At 58.2% G+C, this 16,750-nt stretch carries 21 protein-coding genes; 9 read left to right on the top strand and 12 right to left on the bottom strand.

Going from position 1 to position 16,750, the window contains the following annotated elements; all coding sequences use genetic code 11:
- Nucleotide 1: 1 nt before the first annotated feature.
- A complete protein-coding gene (gene punC / locus OJ965_RS12620; protein WP_265136086.1) occupies nt 2-1,204 on the bottom strand; it encodes a purine nucleoside transporter PunC in 1,203 nt (400 codons plus the stop codon).
- Nucleotides 1,205-1,310: 106 nt separating this feature from the next.
- On the opposite strand from punC, the gene punR reads away from it, so the two are divergent.
- Nucleotides 1,311-2,216 carry a DNA-binding transcriptional activator PunR gene (punR, locus tag OJ965_RS12615; protein ID WP_140925201.1) on the top strand — a complete coding sequence of 302 codons (906 nt, stop codon included), beginning with the start codon at nt 1,311-1,313 and terminating at the stop codon, nt 2,214-2,216.
- Here punR and purR read toward each other — a convergent pair.
- Nucleotides 2,213-3,238 (bottom strand): HTH-type transcriptional repressor PurR, encoded by a 1,026-nt coding sequence (gene purR / locus OJ965_RS12610; protein WP_009090485.1) that lies wholly within the window; start codon nt 3,236-3,238, stop codon nt 2,213-2,215. The two genes, punR and purR, sit on opposite strands and share 4 nt — an antisense overlap.
- Nucleotides 3,239-3,519: 281 nt before the next feature.
- On the opposite strand from purR, the gene cydH reads away from it, so the two are divergent.
- Entirely contained in the window at nt 3,520-3,609 is a 90-nt protein-coding gene (cydH, locus tag OJ965_RS12605; protein ID WP_122983609.1) for a cytochrome bd-I oxidase subunit CydH, read from the top strand.
- Nucleotides 3,610-3,656: 47 nt separating this feature from the next.
- Here the strand turns inward: cydH and OJ965_RS12600 are convergent, their stop codons facing one another.
- Nucleotides 3,657-4,445 (bottom strand): C40 family peptidase, encoded by a 789-nt coding sequence (locus OJ965_RS12600; RefSeq protein ID WP_058956560.1) that lies wholly within the window; start codon nt 4,443-4,445, stop codon nt 3,657-3,659.
- Nucleotides 4,446-4,810: 365 nt separating this feature from the next.
- On the opposite strand from OJ965_RS12600, the gene OJ965_RS12595 reads away from it, so the two are divergent.
- On the top strand, nt 4,811-5,146 hold the full coding sequence (locus OJ965_RS12595) for a Grx4 family monothiol glutaredoxin (RefSeq protein ID WP_179291196.1): 336 nt from the start codon (nt 4,811-4,813) through the stop codon (nt 5,144-5,146).
- A 43-nt stretch (nt 5,147-5,189) separates the two neighbouring features.
- Here the strand turns inward: OJ965_RS12595 and rnt are convergent, their stop codons facing one another.
- The 4 genes from rnt to OJ965_RS12575 form a co-directional block, all read right to left on the bottom strand.
- Nucleotides 5,190-5,858 carry a ribonuclease T gene (rnt, locus tag OJ965_RS12590; RefSeq protein ID WP_265136082.1) on the bottom strand — a complete coding sequence of 223 codons (669 nt, stop codon included), beginning with the start codon at nt 5,856-5,858 and terminating at the stop codon, nt 5,190-5,192.
- A gap of 119 nt (nt 5,859-5,977) precedes the next feature.
- The gene (gene gloA / locus OJ965_RS12585; RefSeq protein WP_009090478.1) at nt 5,978-6,385 is read right to left on the bottom strand and encodes a lactoylglutathione lyase; all 408 of its coding nucleotides are present in this window, start codon (nt 6,383-6,385) and stop codon (nt 5,978-5,980) included.
- Nucleotides 6,386-6,501: 116 nt separating this feature from the next.
- The gene (nemA, locus tag OJ965_RS12580; RefSeq protein WP_265136079.1) at nt 6,502-7,599 is read right to left on the bottom strand and encodes an alkene reductase; all 1,098 of its coding nucleotides are present in this window, start codon (nt 7,597-7,599) and stop codon (nt 6,502-6,504) included.
- A gap of 50 nt (nt 7,600-7,649) precedes the next feature.
- Nucleotides 7,650-8,246: a TetR/AcrR family transcriptional regulator gene (locus OJ965_RS12575; RefSeq protein WP_033736271.1), complete on the bottom strand. Its 597-nt coding sequence runs from the start codon at nt 8,244-8,246 to the stop codon at nt 7,650-7,652.
- A gap of 174 nt (nt 8,247-8,420) precedes the next feature.
- Here OJ965_RS12575 and OJ965_RS12570 point away from each other — a divergent pair, with 174 nt between their 5' ends.
- From OJ965_RS12570 to OJ965_RS12555, 4 genes are all read left to right on the top strand, one after another.
- Nucleotides 8,421-8,660 carry a DUF1289 domain-containing protein gene (locus OJ965_RS12570; protein WP_009090473.1) on the top strand — a complete coding sequence of 80 codons (240 nt, stop codon included), beginning with the start codon at nt 8,421-8,423 and terminating at the stop codon, nt 8,658-8,660.
- Nucleotides 8,661-8,728: 68 nt separating this feature from the next.
- A complete protein-coding gene (locus OJ965_RS12565) occupies nt 8,729-9,625 on the top strand; it encodes an aldo/keto reductase (RefSeq protein WP_111207411.1) in 897 nt (298 codons plus the stop codon).
- An 83-nt stretch (nt 9,626-9,708) separates the two neighbouring features.
- Nucleotides 9,709-10,227, top strand: coding sequence for a superoxide dismutase [Cu-Zn] SodC (sodC, locus tag OJ965_RS12560; RefSeq protein ID WP_265136074.1), 519 nt, complete (start codon nt 9,709-9,711; stop codon nt 10,225-10,227).
- Between the two features lie 130 nt (nt 10,228-10,357).
- Nucleotides 10,358-10,825: a hypothetical protein gene (locus tag OJ965_RS12555; RefSeq protein WP_154928122.1), complete on the top strand. Its 468-nt coding sequence runs from the start codon at nt 10,358-10,360 to the stop codon at nt 10,823-10,825.
- Here the strand turns inward: OJ965_RS12555 and OJ965_RS12550 are convergent, their stop codons facing one another.
- Genes OJ965_RS12550 through OJ965_RS12540 form a run of 3 tightly spaced genes read right to left on the bottom strand, consistent with a single transcriptional unit; the run spans nt 10,826 to nt 13,922 of the window.
- Nucleotides 10,826-12,826 carry an FUSC family protein gene (locus tag OJ965_RS12550; RefSeq protein WP_265136071.1) on the bottom strand — a complete coding sequence of 667 codons (2,001 nt, stop codon included), beginning with the start codon at nt 12,824-12,826 and terminating at the stop codon, nt 10,826-10,828.
- Nucleotides 12,823-13,680: an efflux RND transporter periplasmic adaptor subunit gene (locus tag OJ965_RS12545; RefSeq protein WP_154928124.1), complete on the bottom strand. Its 858-nt coding sequence runs from the start codon at nt 13,678-13,680 to the stop codon at nt 12,823-12,825. The genes OJ965_RS12550 and OJ965_RS12545 overlap by 4 nt, the downstream gene beginning before the upstream one ends.
- A 5-nt stretch (nt 13,681-13,685) precedes the next feature.
- Entirely contained in the window at nt 13,686-13,922 is a 237-nt protein-coding gene (locus OJ965_RS12540) for a DUF1656 domain-containing protein (protein WP_046101744.1), read from the bottom strand.
- A 150-nt stretch (nt 13,923-14,072) separates the two neighbouring features.
- On the opposite strand from OJ965_RS12540, the gene slyA reads away from it, so the two are divergent.
- A complete protein-coding gene (gene slyA / locus OJ965_RS12535; RefSeq protein WP_009090453.1) occupies nt 14,073-14,510 on the top strand; it encodes a transcriptional regulator SlyA in 438 nt (145 codons plus the stop codon).
- Between the two features lie 36 nt (nt 14,511-14,546).
- Here the strand turns inward: slyA and slyB are convergent, their stop codons facing one another.
- The gene (gene slyB, locus OJ965_RS12530; protein WP_009090452.1) at nt 14,547-15,014 is read right to left on the bottom strand and encodes an outer membrane lipoprotein SlyB; all 468 of its coding nucleotides are present in this window, start codon (nt 15,012-15,014) and stop codon (nt 14,547-14,549) included.
- A 282-nt stretch (nt 15,015-15,296) separates the two neighbouring features.
- Here slyB and anmK point away from each other — a divergent pair, with 282 nt between their 5' ends.
- Nucleotides 15,297-16,418, top strand: a complete 1,122-nt coding sequence (anmK, locus tag OJ965_RS12525; protein ID WP_046101745.1) for an anhydro-N-acetylmuramic acid kinase — start codon at nt 15,297-15,299, stop codon at nt 16,416-16,418.
- 46 nt (nt 16,419-16,464) lie between these two features.
- Here anmK and OJ965_RS12520 read toward each other — a convergent pair whose 3' ends face one another.
- Complete coding sequence (locus OJ965_RS12520) at nt 16,465-16,698, bottom strand: DUF4060 family protein (RefSeq protein ID WP_009090450.1); 234 nt, start codon at nt 16,696-16,698, stop codon at nt 16,465-16,467.
- Nucleotides 16,699-16,750: the final 52 nt, after the last annotated feature.

The following is a 16,750-nucleotide window of genomic DNA, read 5'->3' as shown; positions in this document are numbered from 1 at the left end:
CTTAATGATTATCCTGGCAGGCAGGTTGCGCAGTGGCAACAACAGTTTGTGCGCTTGCGGCGCGCTGCATGACGTACCCGATCAGGGCGAGCAGAATCGTCACTGTCATAATCAGCGTGGTGGTCAGCAGTGCCTGAGTTAATCCCGCCGACACCGCCAGGCTGGCGAGGAAGCAGAGGCCTAACTGCAGCGTATTCTGCAACGCGGCGGCTTTGCCGGTAGCGTGCGGGAAGGGCATCAGCGCACTGGAGACCACAATCGGATAGATCGCTCCGTTAGCCAGCGCCATTCCGCAGAACGGCACCATGAGGCTGAGCAGCGTTCCCTGACCCGAAAGCGCGACCGCAAACAGTGCCAGAATGCTCAGGCTGTAGACCCCCAGCAGCCAGGGCAGCAGCTGTGCGCCGTTAAAGCGGTTGAGCAGGGCGCGACAGCCGAAGCCACCGATTAAAAAGGCGAGCGTCTGTGGCAGATAGCTCAGGCCAATGTCGGCGGGGGAAAGGCCCAGGCCCGCCAGAATAAAGGGTGAGCCGGTCAGCCAGGCAAAAAAGCTGGCGGAGCAGGCGGAGTAGATCAGTACGTTACCGCTGTAGACGCGGGATTTAAGCAGCGTGAAGAAGCCCGGCTGTGCCCCTTTCTCCTGCGGAGCGGGTTTCACCGCGGGCAGACGCAGCGTGACCAGAATCAGCGCCACCGCAATCAGGGTCAGCACCAGGAAAATCGAACGCCAGTGGAAATGGCCGATCAGCCATGCCCCGAGCAGCGGTGCCAGCGCCGGTGAGAGGGCCACCAGCGGCATGATCGTGGCGAACACTTTGCTGGCGCGCGCCGCCGGATAGCGGTCGATGACCAGCGCCTGCCAGCTTACGGCGGCAGCACAGACACCAATCGCCTGAATGAAGCGCAGCGCCAGCATCAGAAAGATATCATTCACCCACAGCATACCCGCACAGCCAGCGGCGAACAGTGCCAGCCCGGCCAGCAGCACGGGTTTACGGCCGATGCGATCGGAGAGCGGGCCCCAGAAGAGCTGACCACAGGCGAAGCCGGCCAGAAACAGACTCATGCTGGCGCTGATCAGGCCGGGCGAGGTGCGGAACGTCTCCTGCATCGCGCCAAAGGCGGGCAGGTACATATCGGTGGCTAAAAAGCCCAGCATGCTGAGCAGAGCGAGGTAGGGCATAAATCCTATATTCGACAACATCAGATTCTCATTTTGCAGGGTAAACGCGGCAGAGTGTAAAAGGTGCGTTTGCGGCTGTGAAACGGTAATATTTGCCGGTTGCTGTTAAAATTTTTGAAGGCAGATTATGTGGTCAGAGTATGCACTGGAAGTGGTTGACGCGGTTGCACGCGGGGGCAGTTTCAGCGCCGCCGCGCAGGAGTTACATCGGGTGCCGTCTGCCATCAGCTATACGGTTCGCCAGCTGGAAACCTGGCTGGCGGTGCCGCTGTTTGAGCGTCAGCACCGTGAAGTGGTACTGACCCCGGCGGGAGAGCATTTTGTCAGGGAAGGGCGCAGCGTCATCAAAAAAATGCTCGCAACCCGGCAGCAGTGTCAGCAGCTGGCTAACGGCTGGCGCGGACAGCTAAGCATTGCCGTTGACCGCATCGCCAAACCGCAGCGTACCCGGCAGCTGGTTAAAGATTTTTATCGCCACTTCCCGGACATGGAGCTGCACATCAGCTATGAGGTCTTCAACGGGGTCTGGGATGCCCTGGCCGATGGCCGGGTCGATGTCGCGATTGGTGCGACCCAGGCGATACCGGTTGGCGGACGGTTTGCGTTTCGGGATATGGGGAAGCTCAACTGGCGCTGCGTGGTTGCACCCGATCATCCTCTGACGCAGGCAACCCGGATTGATGATGACACGCTGCGTCACTGGCCGTCGCTGGTGCTGGAGGATACGTCACGGGCGCTGCCGCGGCGCATGACGTGGACGCTGGACAATCAGCGCAGGCTGGTGGTGCCGGAATGGCAAACCGGGCTGGAGTGTGTGCAGGCGGGATTGTGCGTGGCGATGGTGCCAGGCCATCTGGCCCGGCCACTGCTCGACAGCGGCGCGCTGGTGGAGCTCACGCTGCCGCAGGCGTTTCCGGACAGCCCCTGCTGTGTCAGCTGGGCAGAGGATCGCGCATCACCGGCAACAGGCTGGTTACTCAGCTATCTGGGTGATGCGCAAACGCTTAATCAGGAGTGGTTAAGCGAGGATTAACGGCGATAGTCGCGGAACGGACCATCCGCAACTGAACGGCGTTCAATCAGCGTGGGATGGACTTCAATCGTTTGCGACACTTCGCGCTTGCTGGTAATGCGATCAAGCAGCATATCCAGCGCCTTCTCACCCAGCTGAGCCTTGGGCTGATGGACGGTGGTCAGTGCGGGCGCAAAATAGCGCGCGTTGCGCACATTGTCATAACCGATCACCGAAATGTCCTGTGGAACCCGCAGACCCATCTCGTCAGCGGCGCAAATCGCCCCCATCGCCATGATGTCGCCACCGCAGAACACCGCCGTCGGGCGCTGCTTCTGCGACAGGATCTGCTGCATCGCCTGATAGCCCGACTCCGGCTCAAAGTCACCCTGCACGATCCACTCGGCGCGCGGCTGAATGCCCGCCTCTTCCAGCGCCTTAAGGAAACCGGCATGACGTCCGCCCCCGGTGTTGCGCTCCATCTGACCGGGGATGGCGCCGATGTCGCGGTGGCCGCGCTCAATCAGATAGCGTCCCGCCAGATAGCCACCCTGGAAGGCGTTATCCAGCACCGTATCGGTGAAGTCGGCGCGCGACTCGCCCCAGTCCATCACCACCATCGGGATATTGCGGTTCTCTTCCAGCATCTGCAGCAGGTCGTCCGGGTATTCAGAGCACATGACCAGCAGACCATCGACGCGCTTCTGCGCCATCATGCTGAGGTAGGCGCGCTGTTTTTGCAGATCGTTATGCGCATTCCCCAGAATCAGCGTATAGCCTTTGTCAAAACAGTGATTCTCGACCGCTTCGATAATCTCAGCGAAATAGGGCGCTTCGCTGGAGGTGGCCAGCAGCCCCAGCGTCCGGGTGTGATTCACCTTCAGGCTGCGCGCCACGGCGCTCGGCGAGTAGTGCAGTTCCTTGATCGCCTGCCAGACCGCATCGCGCGTCTCTTCAGCCACGAAGCGGGTTTTATTGATGACGTGCGAAACCGTGGTCGTGGAGACGCCAGCGCGTTTTGCCACATCTTTAATTGTTGCCATGAAAATCGGACTCCAGGACTTATCTAACTGTATGATAAGCGTAGTGTTAAACGTTTGCGTCTGCTCAGGGTATTTTCCGCAAAAATGCCGTGTTATGGCGCATTAAACCGGCGGCCGACGGAGAATAAATGCCTGAAAAAGTGCGCAAACGGAATCAGGGCTGCGCGCGTTGCGCAACAAGGGCGGGATTCTAACAAGGCTGAACGGATAAAACGAGATTTTTACCCACAGCTGTGGGAAAATAGAATAACCACAATGATTATGTGGTTAAGGAGCAACCCATGAGTACCGATCTTAAACTGGCGTTAATGACCACTGTCGGCTGCCTGCTGATGATTGTGGCCTTTAGTTTTACCGCTGTACTGCACTGATAAAAAAGCCGGGACTTCTCCCGGCTTTTTTCTGACGCTGCATCAGCTCAGCGAATGGTTTTCGGCGTCATTACACGACGCGCACCTATGTAGTGACGCTGCCAGTAATCTTCCCCTAACGCACTGATCTGAATATCTTTGCCGGTACGCGGTGACTGAATAAACTTGCCGTCACCCAGGTAAACCCCGACGTGATCCGCGGTTCCGCGGCCATTAATGCGGAAGAAGACCAGATCGCCTTTTTCCAGTGACTCACGTTTGATAGGGGCAGCGTCACGCAGGTGATACATCTCGTTAGCGGTGCGCGGAATTTTAAACTTCACCAGATCTTTATAGGCGTACCAGACCAGACCGCTGCAGTCGAAGCCGGTGTGGGGGGAGGTGCCGCCCCACTGATAAGGTTTGCCCAGCTGGCCCATGAGCTTGGTCATCGCCGTTTCACGCGCTTTCTGGTAGCGCTGACGGTGAGATTTGCTCATTTTAATGGTGCCGGTCTCGCTGGCATCGGCGTTTTTCAGCAGGCGCTGGTGGCCGTAGCGTTTTTTCTCTTTGGTGCTGAGTCGGGCGGTCTTAAGCGAGGTTTTTTTGGCAGGTGTCTGTTTAGCGGTCAGTTCAACTTTTTTCTGTTTTTTCGTTTTGAGTTTCTGAACCGGGCTGAGACGGGTTTTTTTTGTCGTGGTTTTCACCACGCGACGTTTGCGGCGCTCATCCTCGCGCGCACTCTTTTTCTCTGCTTTATGCGTACTGACGTTCACCGGAGCGTGCGGAGACGCGGCGGCGATGTTGAAGAACAGTTGCGCAAAGGCCAGCATAAAAAGCGTAATGATTAAACGCATAGTCCATTAAGTAGTTAAGTTGTCAGGGCCACTACGCACCGCGACAAAGTTGAGATTAATCTGATCCAGGATCAGCGCCGAAGCCATTCTAGTCCAGTTCTTTTAAAAACTGTAATGCCTTTTATTGTTAATCTTTGCAACCCACGCGATTGTGCTGAAAATGAACATTTTCAGCGTCTTATATCAACGAAATTATTACGAATTATTAATCTGTTACCGGCTGTTAATAATCAGAAATTCACGCTGTGCCTGTCATGACTTAACCAGGATGGCGATTTCAGCAGGCAGCGATCAAAATCTCGTTTTCAGTCACGCTGCGAAGTCGCTACAATAAACAAACACGAAGTGACGAATTAAGGAAGGCAATTATGAGTACTGTAGAAAAAATTCAGCGCCAGATCGCAGAAAACCCGATCCTGCTGTACATGAAAGGTTCTCCGAAGCTGCCAAGCTGCGGCTTCTCTGCACAGGCGGTGCAGGCACTGTCAGCCTGCGGTGAGCGTTTTGCTTACGTGGATATTCTGCAGAACCCGGACATTCGTGCAGAGCTGCCAAAGTACGCCAACTGGCCAACCTTCCCGCAGCTGTGGGTAGACGGTGAACTGGTCGGTGGATGCGACATCATCGTTGAGATGTTACAGCGTGGTGAACTGCAGTCGCTGATTAAAGAGACCGCAGAAAAATTTAAAGAAGCAGAATAAAAAAAGGCCGACGCAATGTCGGCCTTTTTCGTTGTGGCATTCCTCAGACGGAGGCGCTGGCGTCTGCATCGCCTTCGGCAAAGGGCAGGGGCCAGCCACCTAGCCGCTTCCAGCGGTTCACCAGCTCACAGAACAGCGTTGCGGTCTGCTGCGTATCATATAGCGCCGAGTGTGCCTGACTGCTGTCAAACTCCATTCCCGCAGCGATACACGCCTTCGCCAGCACGGTCTGACCCAGCACCAGCCCGCTCAGGGCTGCCGTGTCAAAGGTCGCAAAGGGGTGAAACGGATTACGTTTCAGGCTGGCACGCTCAGCCGCCGCAGACATAAAGTTCAGGTCAAACGTGGCGTTGTGCGCCACCATGATGGCGCGATTGCAGCCGCTGTCCTTGATCCCCTTGCGCACCATTTTAAAAATGGCGTGCAGCGCTTCATATTCACTGACGGCACCGCGCAGCGGATTAGCGGGATCGATACCGGTAAAGGCCAGCGCTTCAGGGTGCAGCAGCGATCCGACAAAAGGTTCGACGTTAAAATGCAGCGTCTGGTCTGTCTGAATCCATCCCTCTTCATCCATTTTCAGCGTGATAGCGGCAATTTCCAGTAACGCATCGGTTTGTGCGTTGAAACCGGCGGTTTCCACGTCGATGACCACCGGATAGAAGCCACGGAAACGTTGATTGAGTGCATTAGGGGAATTCGATTCAGACATCAGGATCTCGTTGCAGGAAAAGGGCAGCGCGCATTATGGCAAAAAACGGGGCCGGGTGCAGCAGATGAAGCGCAGAGAAGGGGATTCAGCCCGCCCGGGAGGGCAGGCTGGCGGCAGGATCAGTTGCCGAGGCCTTTACCGGCATCTTTGTTTTCGATCAGCTCGATTTTGTAGCCGTCCGGATCTTCAACAAAAGCGATAATGGTGGAGCCACCCTTCACCGGGCCCGCTTCACGCGTCACGTTACCGCCATTCTGACGGATACGTTCGCAGGCGGCAGCCGCGTCATCCACGCCCAGCGCGATATGACCATAGGCGTTGCCGAGATCATACTTGTCCACGCCCCAGTTATAGGTCAGTTCGATAACCGCCCCTTCGCTTTCGTCGGTGTAGCCCACAAAAGCCAGGGTATATTTATATTCGGTGTTTTCGCTCTGACGCAGCACGCGCATGCCCAGCACACGGGTGTAGAAATCAATTGAACGTTGCAGATCGCCAACGCGCAGCATGGTATGTAGTAAACGCATAACATCCTCTTTGAAGTAAAACGCCATCGCCGGATGACCCAGGCGCTAAGTATAGCGATGAAAATCGCCATTGAATAATGGCCGCCGTCATCGTCCCGGACGGCAGCCAGACAGGTTTACAGTGTCGGGTAGTCGATGTAGCCTTCCGCGCCGCCGCCATAGAAGCTTTCCGGACGCTGAGGATTCAGAGGGGCATCCTGCTGCAGACGCTCAACCAGATCCGGGTTCGCGATGTAGTCGCGACCAAACGCGACGGCATCGATCAGACCGCGACTAATCAAATCGTCCGCTTTCTCGACCGTGTAGGCACCGGCACCGATAATGGCACCCGGGAACAGGTCACGTACTTTCTGACGGAAGGCATCCGTGTAAGGCTTGCCGCCGGCCCAGTCTGGTTCTGAAAGGTGCAGGTAGGCGATGTTGCGTTTCGCCAGCTCGCCGATGTACCACAGCGCCGCTTCTTCTTCATCCGGGCCGTTATCCAGATTCTGGAAGCTGCCGATCGGCGAGACGCGGATACCGATACGATCGGCTGACCAGTTTGCAATGACCGCATCCACCACTTCCAGCGCGAAACGACCGCGTTTTTCGATGCTGCCGCCATATTCGTCGGTACGCTGGTTGGAATCCGGGGCCAGGAACTGATGAATCAGGTAACCGTGTGCCGAGTGCAGCTCAAGCAGGTCAAAATCCGCTTCACGCGCATTCGCAGCCGCCTGACCGAAATCAGCTACGATCTGCTGGATCTCAGGAATCGTCAGTTCGCGTGGCTCTGAGGTCTCTTCGCGGTAGACGCTGCCATCTTCAGCACGCAGTGAGGTTCGGGTACCCGCCGCAATCGCCGACGGGGCGACCGGGGCTTTACCTTCCGGCTGAACGCTGTTGTGGGAAATACGACCGGTGTGCCACAGCTGCACGGCGGTGTGGCCGCCCGCCTGATGTACGCCTTCGTTAATGCGTTTCCACGCCGCAATCTGCGGCTGCGTATGTAAACCCGGCGCACCGGCATAGCCTTTGGCCTGGAAAGAGACCTGCGTGGCTTCGGTGATGATCAGACCGGCGCTGGCGCGCTGACGGTAATATTCCGCCATCATTGGCGTCGGAATATCGCCTGGCTCAATGCTGCGCAGACGGGTCAGCGGTGCCATAAAGACGCGGTTTGGGACGGTAATTGCGCCAACTTTCAGCGGACGAAACAGCTGGGTACTCGCCATAATAGCTCCTGATTAGTAGACCAGTCGTCTACAAACACGTTTTTTAAAAATCAGTGGCGTTCTAGCCACTGTTCGATGGTACTCAGTGCGAGGCGCAGGGGCTGCGCCTCGCGGGAAATTTTGCTCTGCAGGCTGGCACCCAGCCAGAGCAGCGACAGCAACTCCGCCATCTGTGCAGGCGGCTGCGGCAGGTTCAGCGACTCCTGCTGCACAGCTTCAGTCAGCGTCCGCGCATAGAGCGCGGTGATTTTCGCCGCACCCTGCTGCAGGGCATCGCGCATCGGCTCAGAGAGATCGCAGACTTCCGCAGAGACTTTCACGCCCAGGCAACCCACAATGTGGCCCTGCTGAACGAACAGATCGACCGCTAAACGGAAGTGGTTGAGCAGGCGTTCGCGCGGGGTGCCATCCGTCCGGCTGAGCTGTAATTCCACATCCTGCAGGAAGCGTGCAAAGTAGCGTTCCAGTAACGCCACGCCAAACGCCTCCTTGGAACGGAAGTAATAGTAGAAGGAGCCTTTCGGTACGGCCGCCTGTGACAGCAGTTCGCTTAAGCCCATTCCGGTGAACCCGCGTTGCAGACAGAGTTGCTCACCTGTCTGAAGCAGGTGCTCGCGGGTTTCGTTGCGTTGTGGCGTCTTATTCATGGCATTGAGAGTAGTAGACCAGTCGGTCGGTTGCAACGATCGGCCCACACGATGGCACAGAGTGTTCACCCGTACGCGCGACAGCGACATTATTGTGACCGGCTGAGGCTCATTTCCTGTGCAACCAGGCTACGCTGTTACTTTGACTGGTTATTCTGTGACTCCGGAGACGTAGTGGCCGAGCAGCTTGAGTTTTTCCCGGTTCCCAGCCCCTGTCGCGGCATCTGCGAGAGCGATGCGCGCGGCTACTGTCTGGGATGTTTACGCAGCCGCGATGAGCGGTTTAACTGGCTGCGCTTCAGTGATGCCCAGAAGCGCGAGGTGATTCGCCTGTGCCAGATGCGGCGTCAGCGTCTGCTGCGCCAGCAAAAGGGCGAAGAGCCACCCGCACCGCAGCAGCCGGAGTTATTCTGACGGCCTGGCGCTTTCCGTTATACTCTCTGACACGCTAATGTCAGCCAACGTGCAACAGGGAGATCGTCATGTCACAACCGCAAGCCATTGCTCTGCAGGGGCCCGATTTTTCACCGCTGGTTATGGGGTACTGGCGTCTGATGGAGTGGGGCATGTCGCCTCAGGAGCGGCTCGCATTTATTGAGCATCACCTCAGCCTCGGTATTACCACCGTTGATCACGCCGATATCTATGGTGACTATCAGTGTGAAGCGGCGTTTGGTGAGGCGCTGAAGCTGGCTCCTGGCCTGCGCGATCGGCTGCAGATTGTGACCAAATGCGGCATCGCTACCCGTGCCCGCCCGGAAAACCAGATTGGTCACTACATCACCGATAAACAGCATATCGTCCAGAGCGCAGAAAACTCGCTGCGTCACCTCCACACCGATCGTCTCGACCTGCTGCTGATCCATCGTCCCGATCCGCTGATGGACGCGGATCAGGTCGCCGATGCCTTTATGGCTCTGCACCAGAGCGGCAAGGTACTGCACTTTGGCGTCTCCAACTTTACCCCGGCCCAGTTCTCCCTGCTGCAGTCCCGCCTGCCGTTCTCGCTGGTCACTAACCAGCTCGAGATCTCCCCTGTGCAGCAGAGCGGACTGCTGGATGGATCGCTGGATCAGTGTCAGCAACTGCGTATCCGGCCGATGGCCTGGTCCTGTCTGGGGGGCGGTCGCCTGTTTAACGATCCCCATTTCCAGCCACTGCGCGATGAACTGGAGCGGGTGCGTCAGGAGACCGGGGCGAGCAGCCTGGATCAGGTGGTCTATGCCTGGATTCTGATGCTGCCGTCGCGTCCGCTGCCGATCATCGGGTCGGGCAAAACGGCGCGGGTCAGCGACGCGGTCGGTGCGCTGAGCGTGACGCTGTCACGTCAGCAGTGGTTCCGCATTCGTAAGGCCGCGCTGGGCTACGATGTGCCCTGAGCGTAAAAGTGCGTCAATTTTCAGCAAACTAGCGCAACAGCGGCCAGACTTATTGCACACCCTGGTATGCAAACGGAGTCATCATGAAAATGAAAGCAGTCGCGCTATTCGCGCTGATCGCCTGTGGGTCAGCCCACGCCGCCAATGAACAGGTGACGGTTCATCAGGTCACCGCTGAGGGCATAGGGAAATCGCTGGGCACCGTAAAGATTGATGAGACAGAGTATGGTCTGAAGTTCACACCGGATGTGAAAGGGCTGACGCCGGGCATTCATGGATTCCATGTCCATGCCAAAGGCAGCTGTGAGCCGGGCGAGTCTGAGGGCAAAGTGGTGGCTGCCGGGGCGGCCGGTGGGCATCTCGATCCGGCTAACACCGGCAAACATCTGGGGCCGTATGCGGAAGGTCATCTGGGCGACCTGCCTGCGGTCTATGTTGATGACCAGGGTAACGCAACCTATCCGGTACTGGCACCGCGACTGAAGTCGCTGAGTGAGATTAAAGGCAAAGCGCTGATGGTCCATGTCGGCGGTGACAACCATGCCGACCATCCCAAACCTCTGGGCGGTGGCGGGGCACGTTACGCCTGCGGCGTTATCTGAATTTCCGGGCGGCCCATGCCAGCCGCCCGCTTTTCTCCTGCCGGTTTATTAATTGTTGTACCATCCCCTGCATTTCCCCCCTATGATATTGATTCAGGTACGAAAGCGTGATGGGGAAAGGAGCAGGAACATGAAATTCAAGGGCGCATTACTGCTGAGTCTGCTGCTGGTGGGATGCGATAAACCCAATGATACGCAACTGGTTACTGAAACCGGGCGGGAACTTCAGCGCACCATCGATACCAGCCCGATGCGTGTCACCTGCGAAAAGATTGCCAAAGGTCGTGAATGGCTGAGCCGCAGCACGGTGCGCAAGCTGGAAGCGAAAGGGTGCGATCAGGTCTTCCGCAGCGCCACGGAAACCAATTTCACTGAAACCACGATTTATCGCCGCACCATGACCATGGTGTGCGGCGGCATTCACGGTCAGAGTTTCACCGGCAGCGAACTGACGCGCCGCTTTATCTTCTCACCGGATGAGAAAGCGCTGGTGATCGAACCGATGACCGAGATGGATAAGACCCGTTTTGAGGGGCACAAAACGCTGCAACAGCTGCAGGACGATTTTAACCGCCAGCAGCAGCAGTATTGTCAGTAGTCAGGCCGGTACCGCCTGTTTCAGCTGTGCCAGCGAACAGCGCAGGCGCCAGATAATCCCCGCCAGTTCACTGGCCTCGTTGCTGCCCTGCGCCAGCAGCGAGGCGATCGTCTCCTCCAGTTCCAGCAGCATCCGATCAAGCGAGCTGTGCTGCACGCCACGGCTGCTGATAATCTGCTGTAAATTCTGCAGGCTCTCATCGCGAAACCGCAGCAGCGACGCCGGACCGGCACCCCAGTCACGCAGCTGCCAGACAATATGCGAGCAGTTGAGCAGCACCACCCCCCAGCGCAGCAGCCAGACCCGCGCCTGTTCATCCCGGCTGTGACTGAGCTGGCTGATGCGATGGTAGATCTGCGATTCAAAGCGACTCTCGCTGAGCCGGGGCTGTCGCCGCAGCTGATCGAGGAACGCCAGCCGCAGTGCCCGGATATGCCGCCGGCTGCGCCGGGCATCGGAGCTGGGGCGCAGGATCTGGAAAGCCAGCCAGGCGAGCAGTACCCCGCACACTTTGGCAATATTATCGTTGAAGAACGCCTGATAGTCCCAGACGGGCGGGTTAGTGACCGCGATAAACGAGCCCATAAAGACGATAAACTGTCCCCACATCCCGGCATGCTGTTTCTGCTGTAACTTAAAGAGTTGCAGCGTCACCAGCAGCGGAAACAGAACCAGTAAAAAGGGCCACAGCAGGCTGATCTGCACCATCAGGCCGAACTTCATCACAAAACTGAAGGCAAACAGCCAGAGCAGCGTTTTCAGCAGCAGCGTCACGCTGCCGCCGGGTGAGGGCGCAGAGGCGTAGAGCACACAGGCGATCGCGGTCAGAGTCAGGGCTGAAGCGCCTGAAGACCACTGCGTGTTGATCCAGAAGGCGCAGCCCAGCACGATAACGCAGAAGGTGCGCAGGGCGCTCCAGCCCGCTTCGGCGCTGTCACTGTCGCGCGCCAGCGCCGGAACCGGCGGAGGCTGAAAGCGGGTATCCGCATCGGCACGATCCAGCAGCCTGATCCAGCGCAGCACGTTGAGGTACATCCAGCAGAAGTAGCGCAGCCGGTGAGAGAACGCGCGCTGGCGATAGTCGCCCGACGCCGCCGGTGTCACGCTGCGCAGGATCTGTGCCAGCCGGTATTTGTCGCAGTCCGGTTTCGCCAGCTCCGCCAGCAGCTGTTGCAGCGCCTCAAACAGCGCGGCAGGGGCGTCGGGCCAGTTCAGCAGCATGCGGCGCAGACTGGAGAGCACGCTGGTAAGACGCAGCTGCTGGTGCAGCACGTAGTTCAGGACGTTGTTCTGGCGGCGAAAGCGATAGTGACTCCAGAACGCCTGAATGCGCAGCAGATTCATGGTCAGGATCTGGCTGATGACCGTCTCATGCGCGGTGCGGATCCCCTCGCTGGCGGAAGGCTGCAGCAGCAGGACCGCATGTTCCAGCAGTCGGGCGTGCATCTGTTTCAGCGAGGTAATCAGCGTCTCACCATCGGAAGTGCTCGGCAGCACCATCATCATCAATCCGGCGCACAGGATGCCGGAGATCACTTCGCAGACGCGCGCCTGAGCGATAGTCCACAATGCGGTAATGTCCGTAATATTGACGCTGCTGAAGGCGATGATGGCGGCGGTATAACCGGCCAGGGAGAAGGCGTAGGCGACATTATTCTGATAGTGGCTGGCAATGCCGGTGCAGAGCGCCAGCCAGCCAGCGATGGCAAAGGTGAACAGCCACGGTTCATTCAGCGTGTGACCGGCAATCAGCAGGGCGGCGCTCGCCCCGACCAGGCTGCCGGCGATGCGGCCAAGGCTTTTACTGATTGCCCCGCCGACCGTGGGAAAGCTGATGACGGCGGCAGAGGTCATCGCCCAGTAAGGTTCATCGAGATCCAGACCATAGGCGATACTCAGCGCCAGACACATTGATATCGCGTTGCGCAACGCGTAGCGCCACTGTCCACCCGTCGCCTTAATCCAGGGCAGCTGATCCCAGGCCAGCCACTGCATATTCATGGCTGGATGGAGATGGTGCAGCTGGTACCGGCAATCAGCTCAGTGTGTGCCGGAAGCGGGTCGAGACGAATGCGCACCGGCACCCGCTGCGCCAGCCGTACCCAGGGCACATTGGGTTTGATATCGGGCACCAGACCGCTGTCCGTCTCAATACTCTGGTCGTAAATGGCGCGACCTATGCTCTCCACCTGGCCCTGCAGCTGTGCGCCATTGCTGTAGAGCACCACCTGTGCTGCGGCGCCCGGTTGAATATGGCGCAGCTTGGTCTCTTCAAAATAGCCCATCACGTAGTAAGAGTGACTGTCCACCAGCGCAAACAGGGGCGTTCCCGCCGCGGCATAGTTGCCCGGCCGCAGCGTCAGATTGGTGATCCAGCCATCTGTCGGGGCGGTCAGCGTCGTCTGCTGCAGGTTCCAGCGTGCCCGCTCCCATTCCGCCTGCGCCGCTTTGGCACTGGCAGCCGCGGCCCCGGCGCTGAGGCGCGCCGCATCGAGATCTTCTGCAGAGATAATGTTACGCGGCAGATGAGCGCGCCGGTTAAATTCATGCTGCGCTTTCGCCAGATCCGCCTGCGCTTTGCTCAGCTGGGCGGCGGCGTTGTCGAGCGCAATCTGCCACGGCACCGGGTCGAGCGTCAGCAGCTGCTGGCCCTGATGGACAAACTGATTATCGGTGACGCTGAGCTGAGCAATCCGGCCCGACACCTGAGGCGTAATATCCACCAGCTCTGCCCGCACCTTACCGTCGCGGGTCCACGGGGACTGCATGTAGTAGTTCCAGAGCCAGCCCCCCGCCAGCAGCGCCAGGGCGAAGACGATGAGGGTGGAAAAATATTTTACCGCGTTAAATTTCATATCGATTATCCGTGACCGATGAGCCAGAGTGCGGCGGTAACGCACAGCACAAACAGGGAGAGATCAAACAGGGTGGGATGCCAGACGTCGCCGGAGTAGATCCAGCCGCGCACCAGGGGGTGGATCAGCAGCCAGAAAAAGAAGCCAAGAAGCACCGCCTTGAATAGCGGCGGAAAAAACAGTGAGGCGCCCACGACCAGATCGGTCAGCGGTTTCGCGCCTGAAAAAGCGGAGGTGAGCACGTGATAACATCCCTCGTTAACCCAAACGGCAGGGGGAGAGCGCTGCCGCGATTTCCTGGCCTGGCCCGGGATTTGTAATTTGTCCTGTAAACTCGCAGAATAGTGTAGAATCTGGCTTGATAGCTAGCAAGCTAATTATAAGGAGATGAAATGGATACGCCCCTCGGAACGGATTTATCTCGCCTGGTGCGCATCTGGCGCGCGTTGATTGATCAGCGGCTGAAGCCGCTTGAGCTGACTCAGACTCACTGGGTGACGCTGCACAATATTCATCAACTGCCGCCCGAACAGTCGCAGATCCAGTTAGCCAAGGCGATTGGCATTGAACAGCCCTCCCTGGTCCGCACGCTGGATCAGCTGGAAGAAAAAGGGTTAATTACCCGCTCGACCTGTGCCAGCGATCGTCGCGCCAAGCGCATCAAACTCACGCAGCAGGCGGAGCCTATCATTGAGCAGGTGGAGAGCGTGATTGATGAGACGCGGGACGACATTTTGTCCGGCATCAGTCGGGAAGAGATCAGCCAGATGGTGACGCTTATCGCCCGGCTTGAGAAAAACATTCTCGAACTGCAGAACAAAGAGAAATAAAAAACCGACGCCCAGGCGTCGGTTTTTTTTGCTATCTCAGCGAGGTGAAACGGTGACCTGGCTGCCGTTAGAGGCCATCACGACACGCTGACCAACGGAGTAGCGTGAGGCGGCCTGTTTCTGAACCACCATGATGGTGTTGCCGTCATCCTTGCGGATTTCCAGCTCAACGCCATCGGTTTTATTGATTGCGCCCTGAACGCCCTGGCCCGCAACGCCGCCCAGCACCGCACCACCGGCTGTCGCCAGGCTACGACCTGCGCCGCCGCCAATCGTGTTACCCAGGAAGCCACCCAGCACGGCACCGCCGATGGCACCGATAACGTTACTCTCATCGCCACCCTGAATTTTCACCGGGCGAACGGAAACTAACGTACCGTAAGAGACGCTCTGCACCTGCTTGGCTTCACTGGCACTGTAGGTATCACCCGACAGCGTACTGGTATTGCTACAACCTGCCAGCATGACACCGGTCAGAGCGACCACAATTACACGCTTAATCATCTGAAACTCCTTTAGTCGAGAAGGCGCCACGTTTACCGCTGTATCCTGCTCACAGTATAAGACACAAACCTGGCAAATTAATCCCTGTCCGAATAAAACACGGTTGAACGAAGCATAGACTATGTAAGATCAACAATAATTCAATCGTGGATCAAAAATAGTTCCGCGGCGTTACCGGTCAGCACATTTGGATAAAAACAAATTAATCATAGAATTAGCGGGTGTAATTTGTCAGGCTAGCCGCAGATAAATTGCACCTCCCGCCGGATGTAAGGAATGGCTATGAAATCAGGACGCTATATCGGAGTAATGTCAGGCACCAGCCTGGATGGAGTGGATGTGGTGCTGGCGGCCATTGACGAAAATATGGTGGCTCAGCAGGCGAGCTATTCGCATCCTATCCCCGCCGGGCTGCGCCAGGCGATCCTCGCGATCTGTCAGGGACAATCCCTGACGCTGTCGCAGCTGGGGCAACTGGACACCCGTCTCGGCCAGCTGTTTGCCGAGGCGGTCGTCACGCTGATGAAGCGCGAATCCCTTGAGGCCAGCGATATCACGGCGATTGGCTGTCATGGTCAGACCGTCTGGCATGAGCCGCAGAGCGACGCGCCCAACACCCTGCAGATTGGCGACAACAACCAGATTGTGGCGGCGACCGGCGTCACGGTGGTGGGCGATTTCCGTCGCCGTGACATGGCGCTGGGCGGGCAGGGCGCGCCGCTGGTGCCGGCTTTTCATCAGGCCCTGCTGATGGATGCCACGGAACGCCGCATGGTGCTGAATATTGGCGGCATCGCCAACCTTTCGCTGCTGATACCGGGGCAGCCGGTGCGGGGTTTCGATACCGGTCCCGGTAATATGCTGCTGGATGCCTGGATCTGGCGGAATCAGGGCCTGCCGTATGACAAAGATGCACAGTGGGCGCGAAGCGGTACGCGGGTTCCGGCGCTGCTGGAGGCGCTCTTAAGGGAGCCCTGGTTTGCGCTGCCGCCACCCAAAAGCACCGGGCGCGAGCACTTTAATCTGGGCTGGCTGGAGCAGCATCTGCGCTATTTCCCGGGGCTGGCTCCGCAGGATGTGCAGGCGACGCTGGTGGAGCTGACCGCCATAACCATCACCCAGCAGATATTGCTCAACGATGGCTGTGACCGTCTGCTGGTGTGCGGCGGCGGCAGCCGTAATCCGCTGCTGATGGCGCGCCTGGCTGCTCATCTTCCCGGCACCGAGGTGACCACTACCGATGCGGCGGGTATCAGCGGGGACGATATGGAAGCGCTGGCGTTTGCCTGGCTGGCGTTTCGCACGCTCTCCGGGCTGCCGGGCAATCTGCCTGCGGTAACGGGCGCGCGGGAGAAAAGCGTGATTGGCGCCATCTATCCGGCCAATGCGCTCTACCGGCGTTAACCTGCGAACCGGGGGCGGTCAGCCCCCGCTGGGTAAGGGGTGACCGTCAGGCGGCACCAGGGAGATGAGTGAGGTTACGGACGCCGGTAATCACGGTTGCCACCATGGTTTCGCGTCGGGTAATGACTTCGACCTGATAAAAACGGCTGCGGTAGGCGATGGAGTAGATGATGGGATGATACTTATTGCCTTCTCCGTAGCGGGCGTAGTGCGCTTCGAGCGCACGGGTTGCTGCCAGGATATGGGAGGGTTCTTTATCACCGCGGATGATTTGCTTCATTCAGTTCCTCAAATGCTGTCCCTGGAGTCACGTCGCACGCATGGCGCGTTGC

The organism is Pantoea anthophila, from assembly GCF_026104315.1.
Classification (GTDB): domain Bacteria; phylum Pseudomonadota; class Gammaproteobacteria; order Enterobacterales; family Enterobacteriaceae; genus Pantoea; species Pantoea anthophila.
Note: the sequence above shows the minus strand (reverse complement) of the source record. Positions and strands in the feature narration are given on the sequence as shown.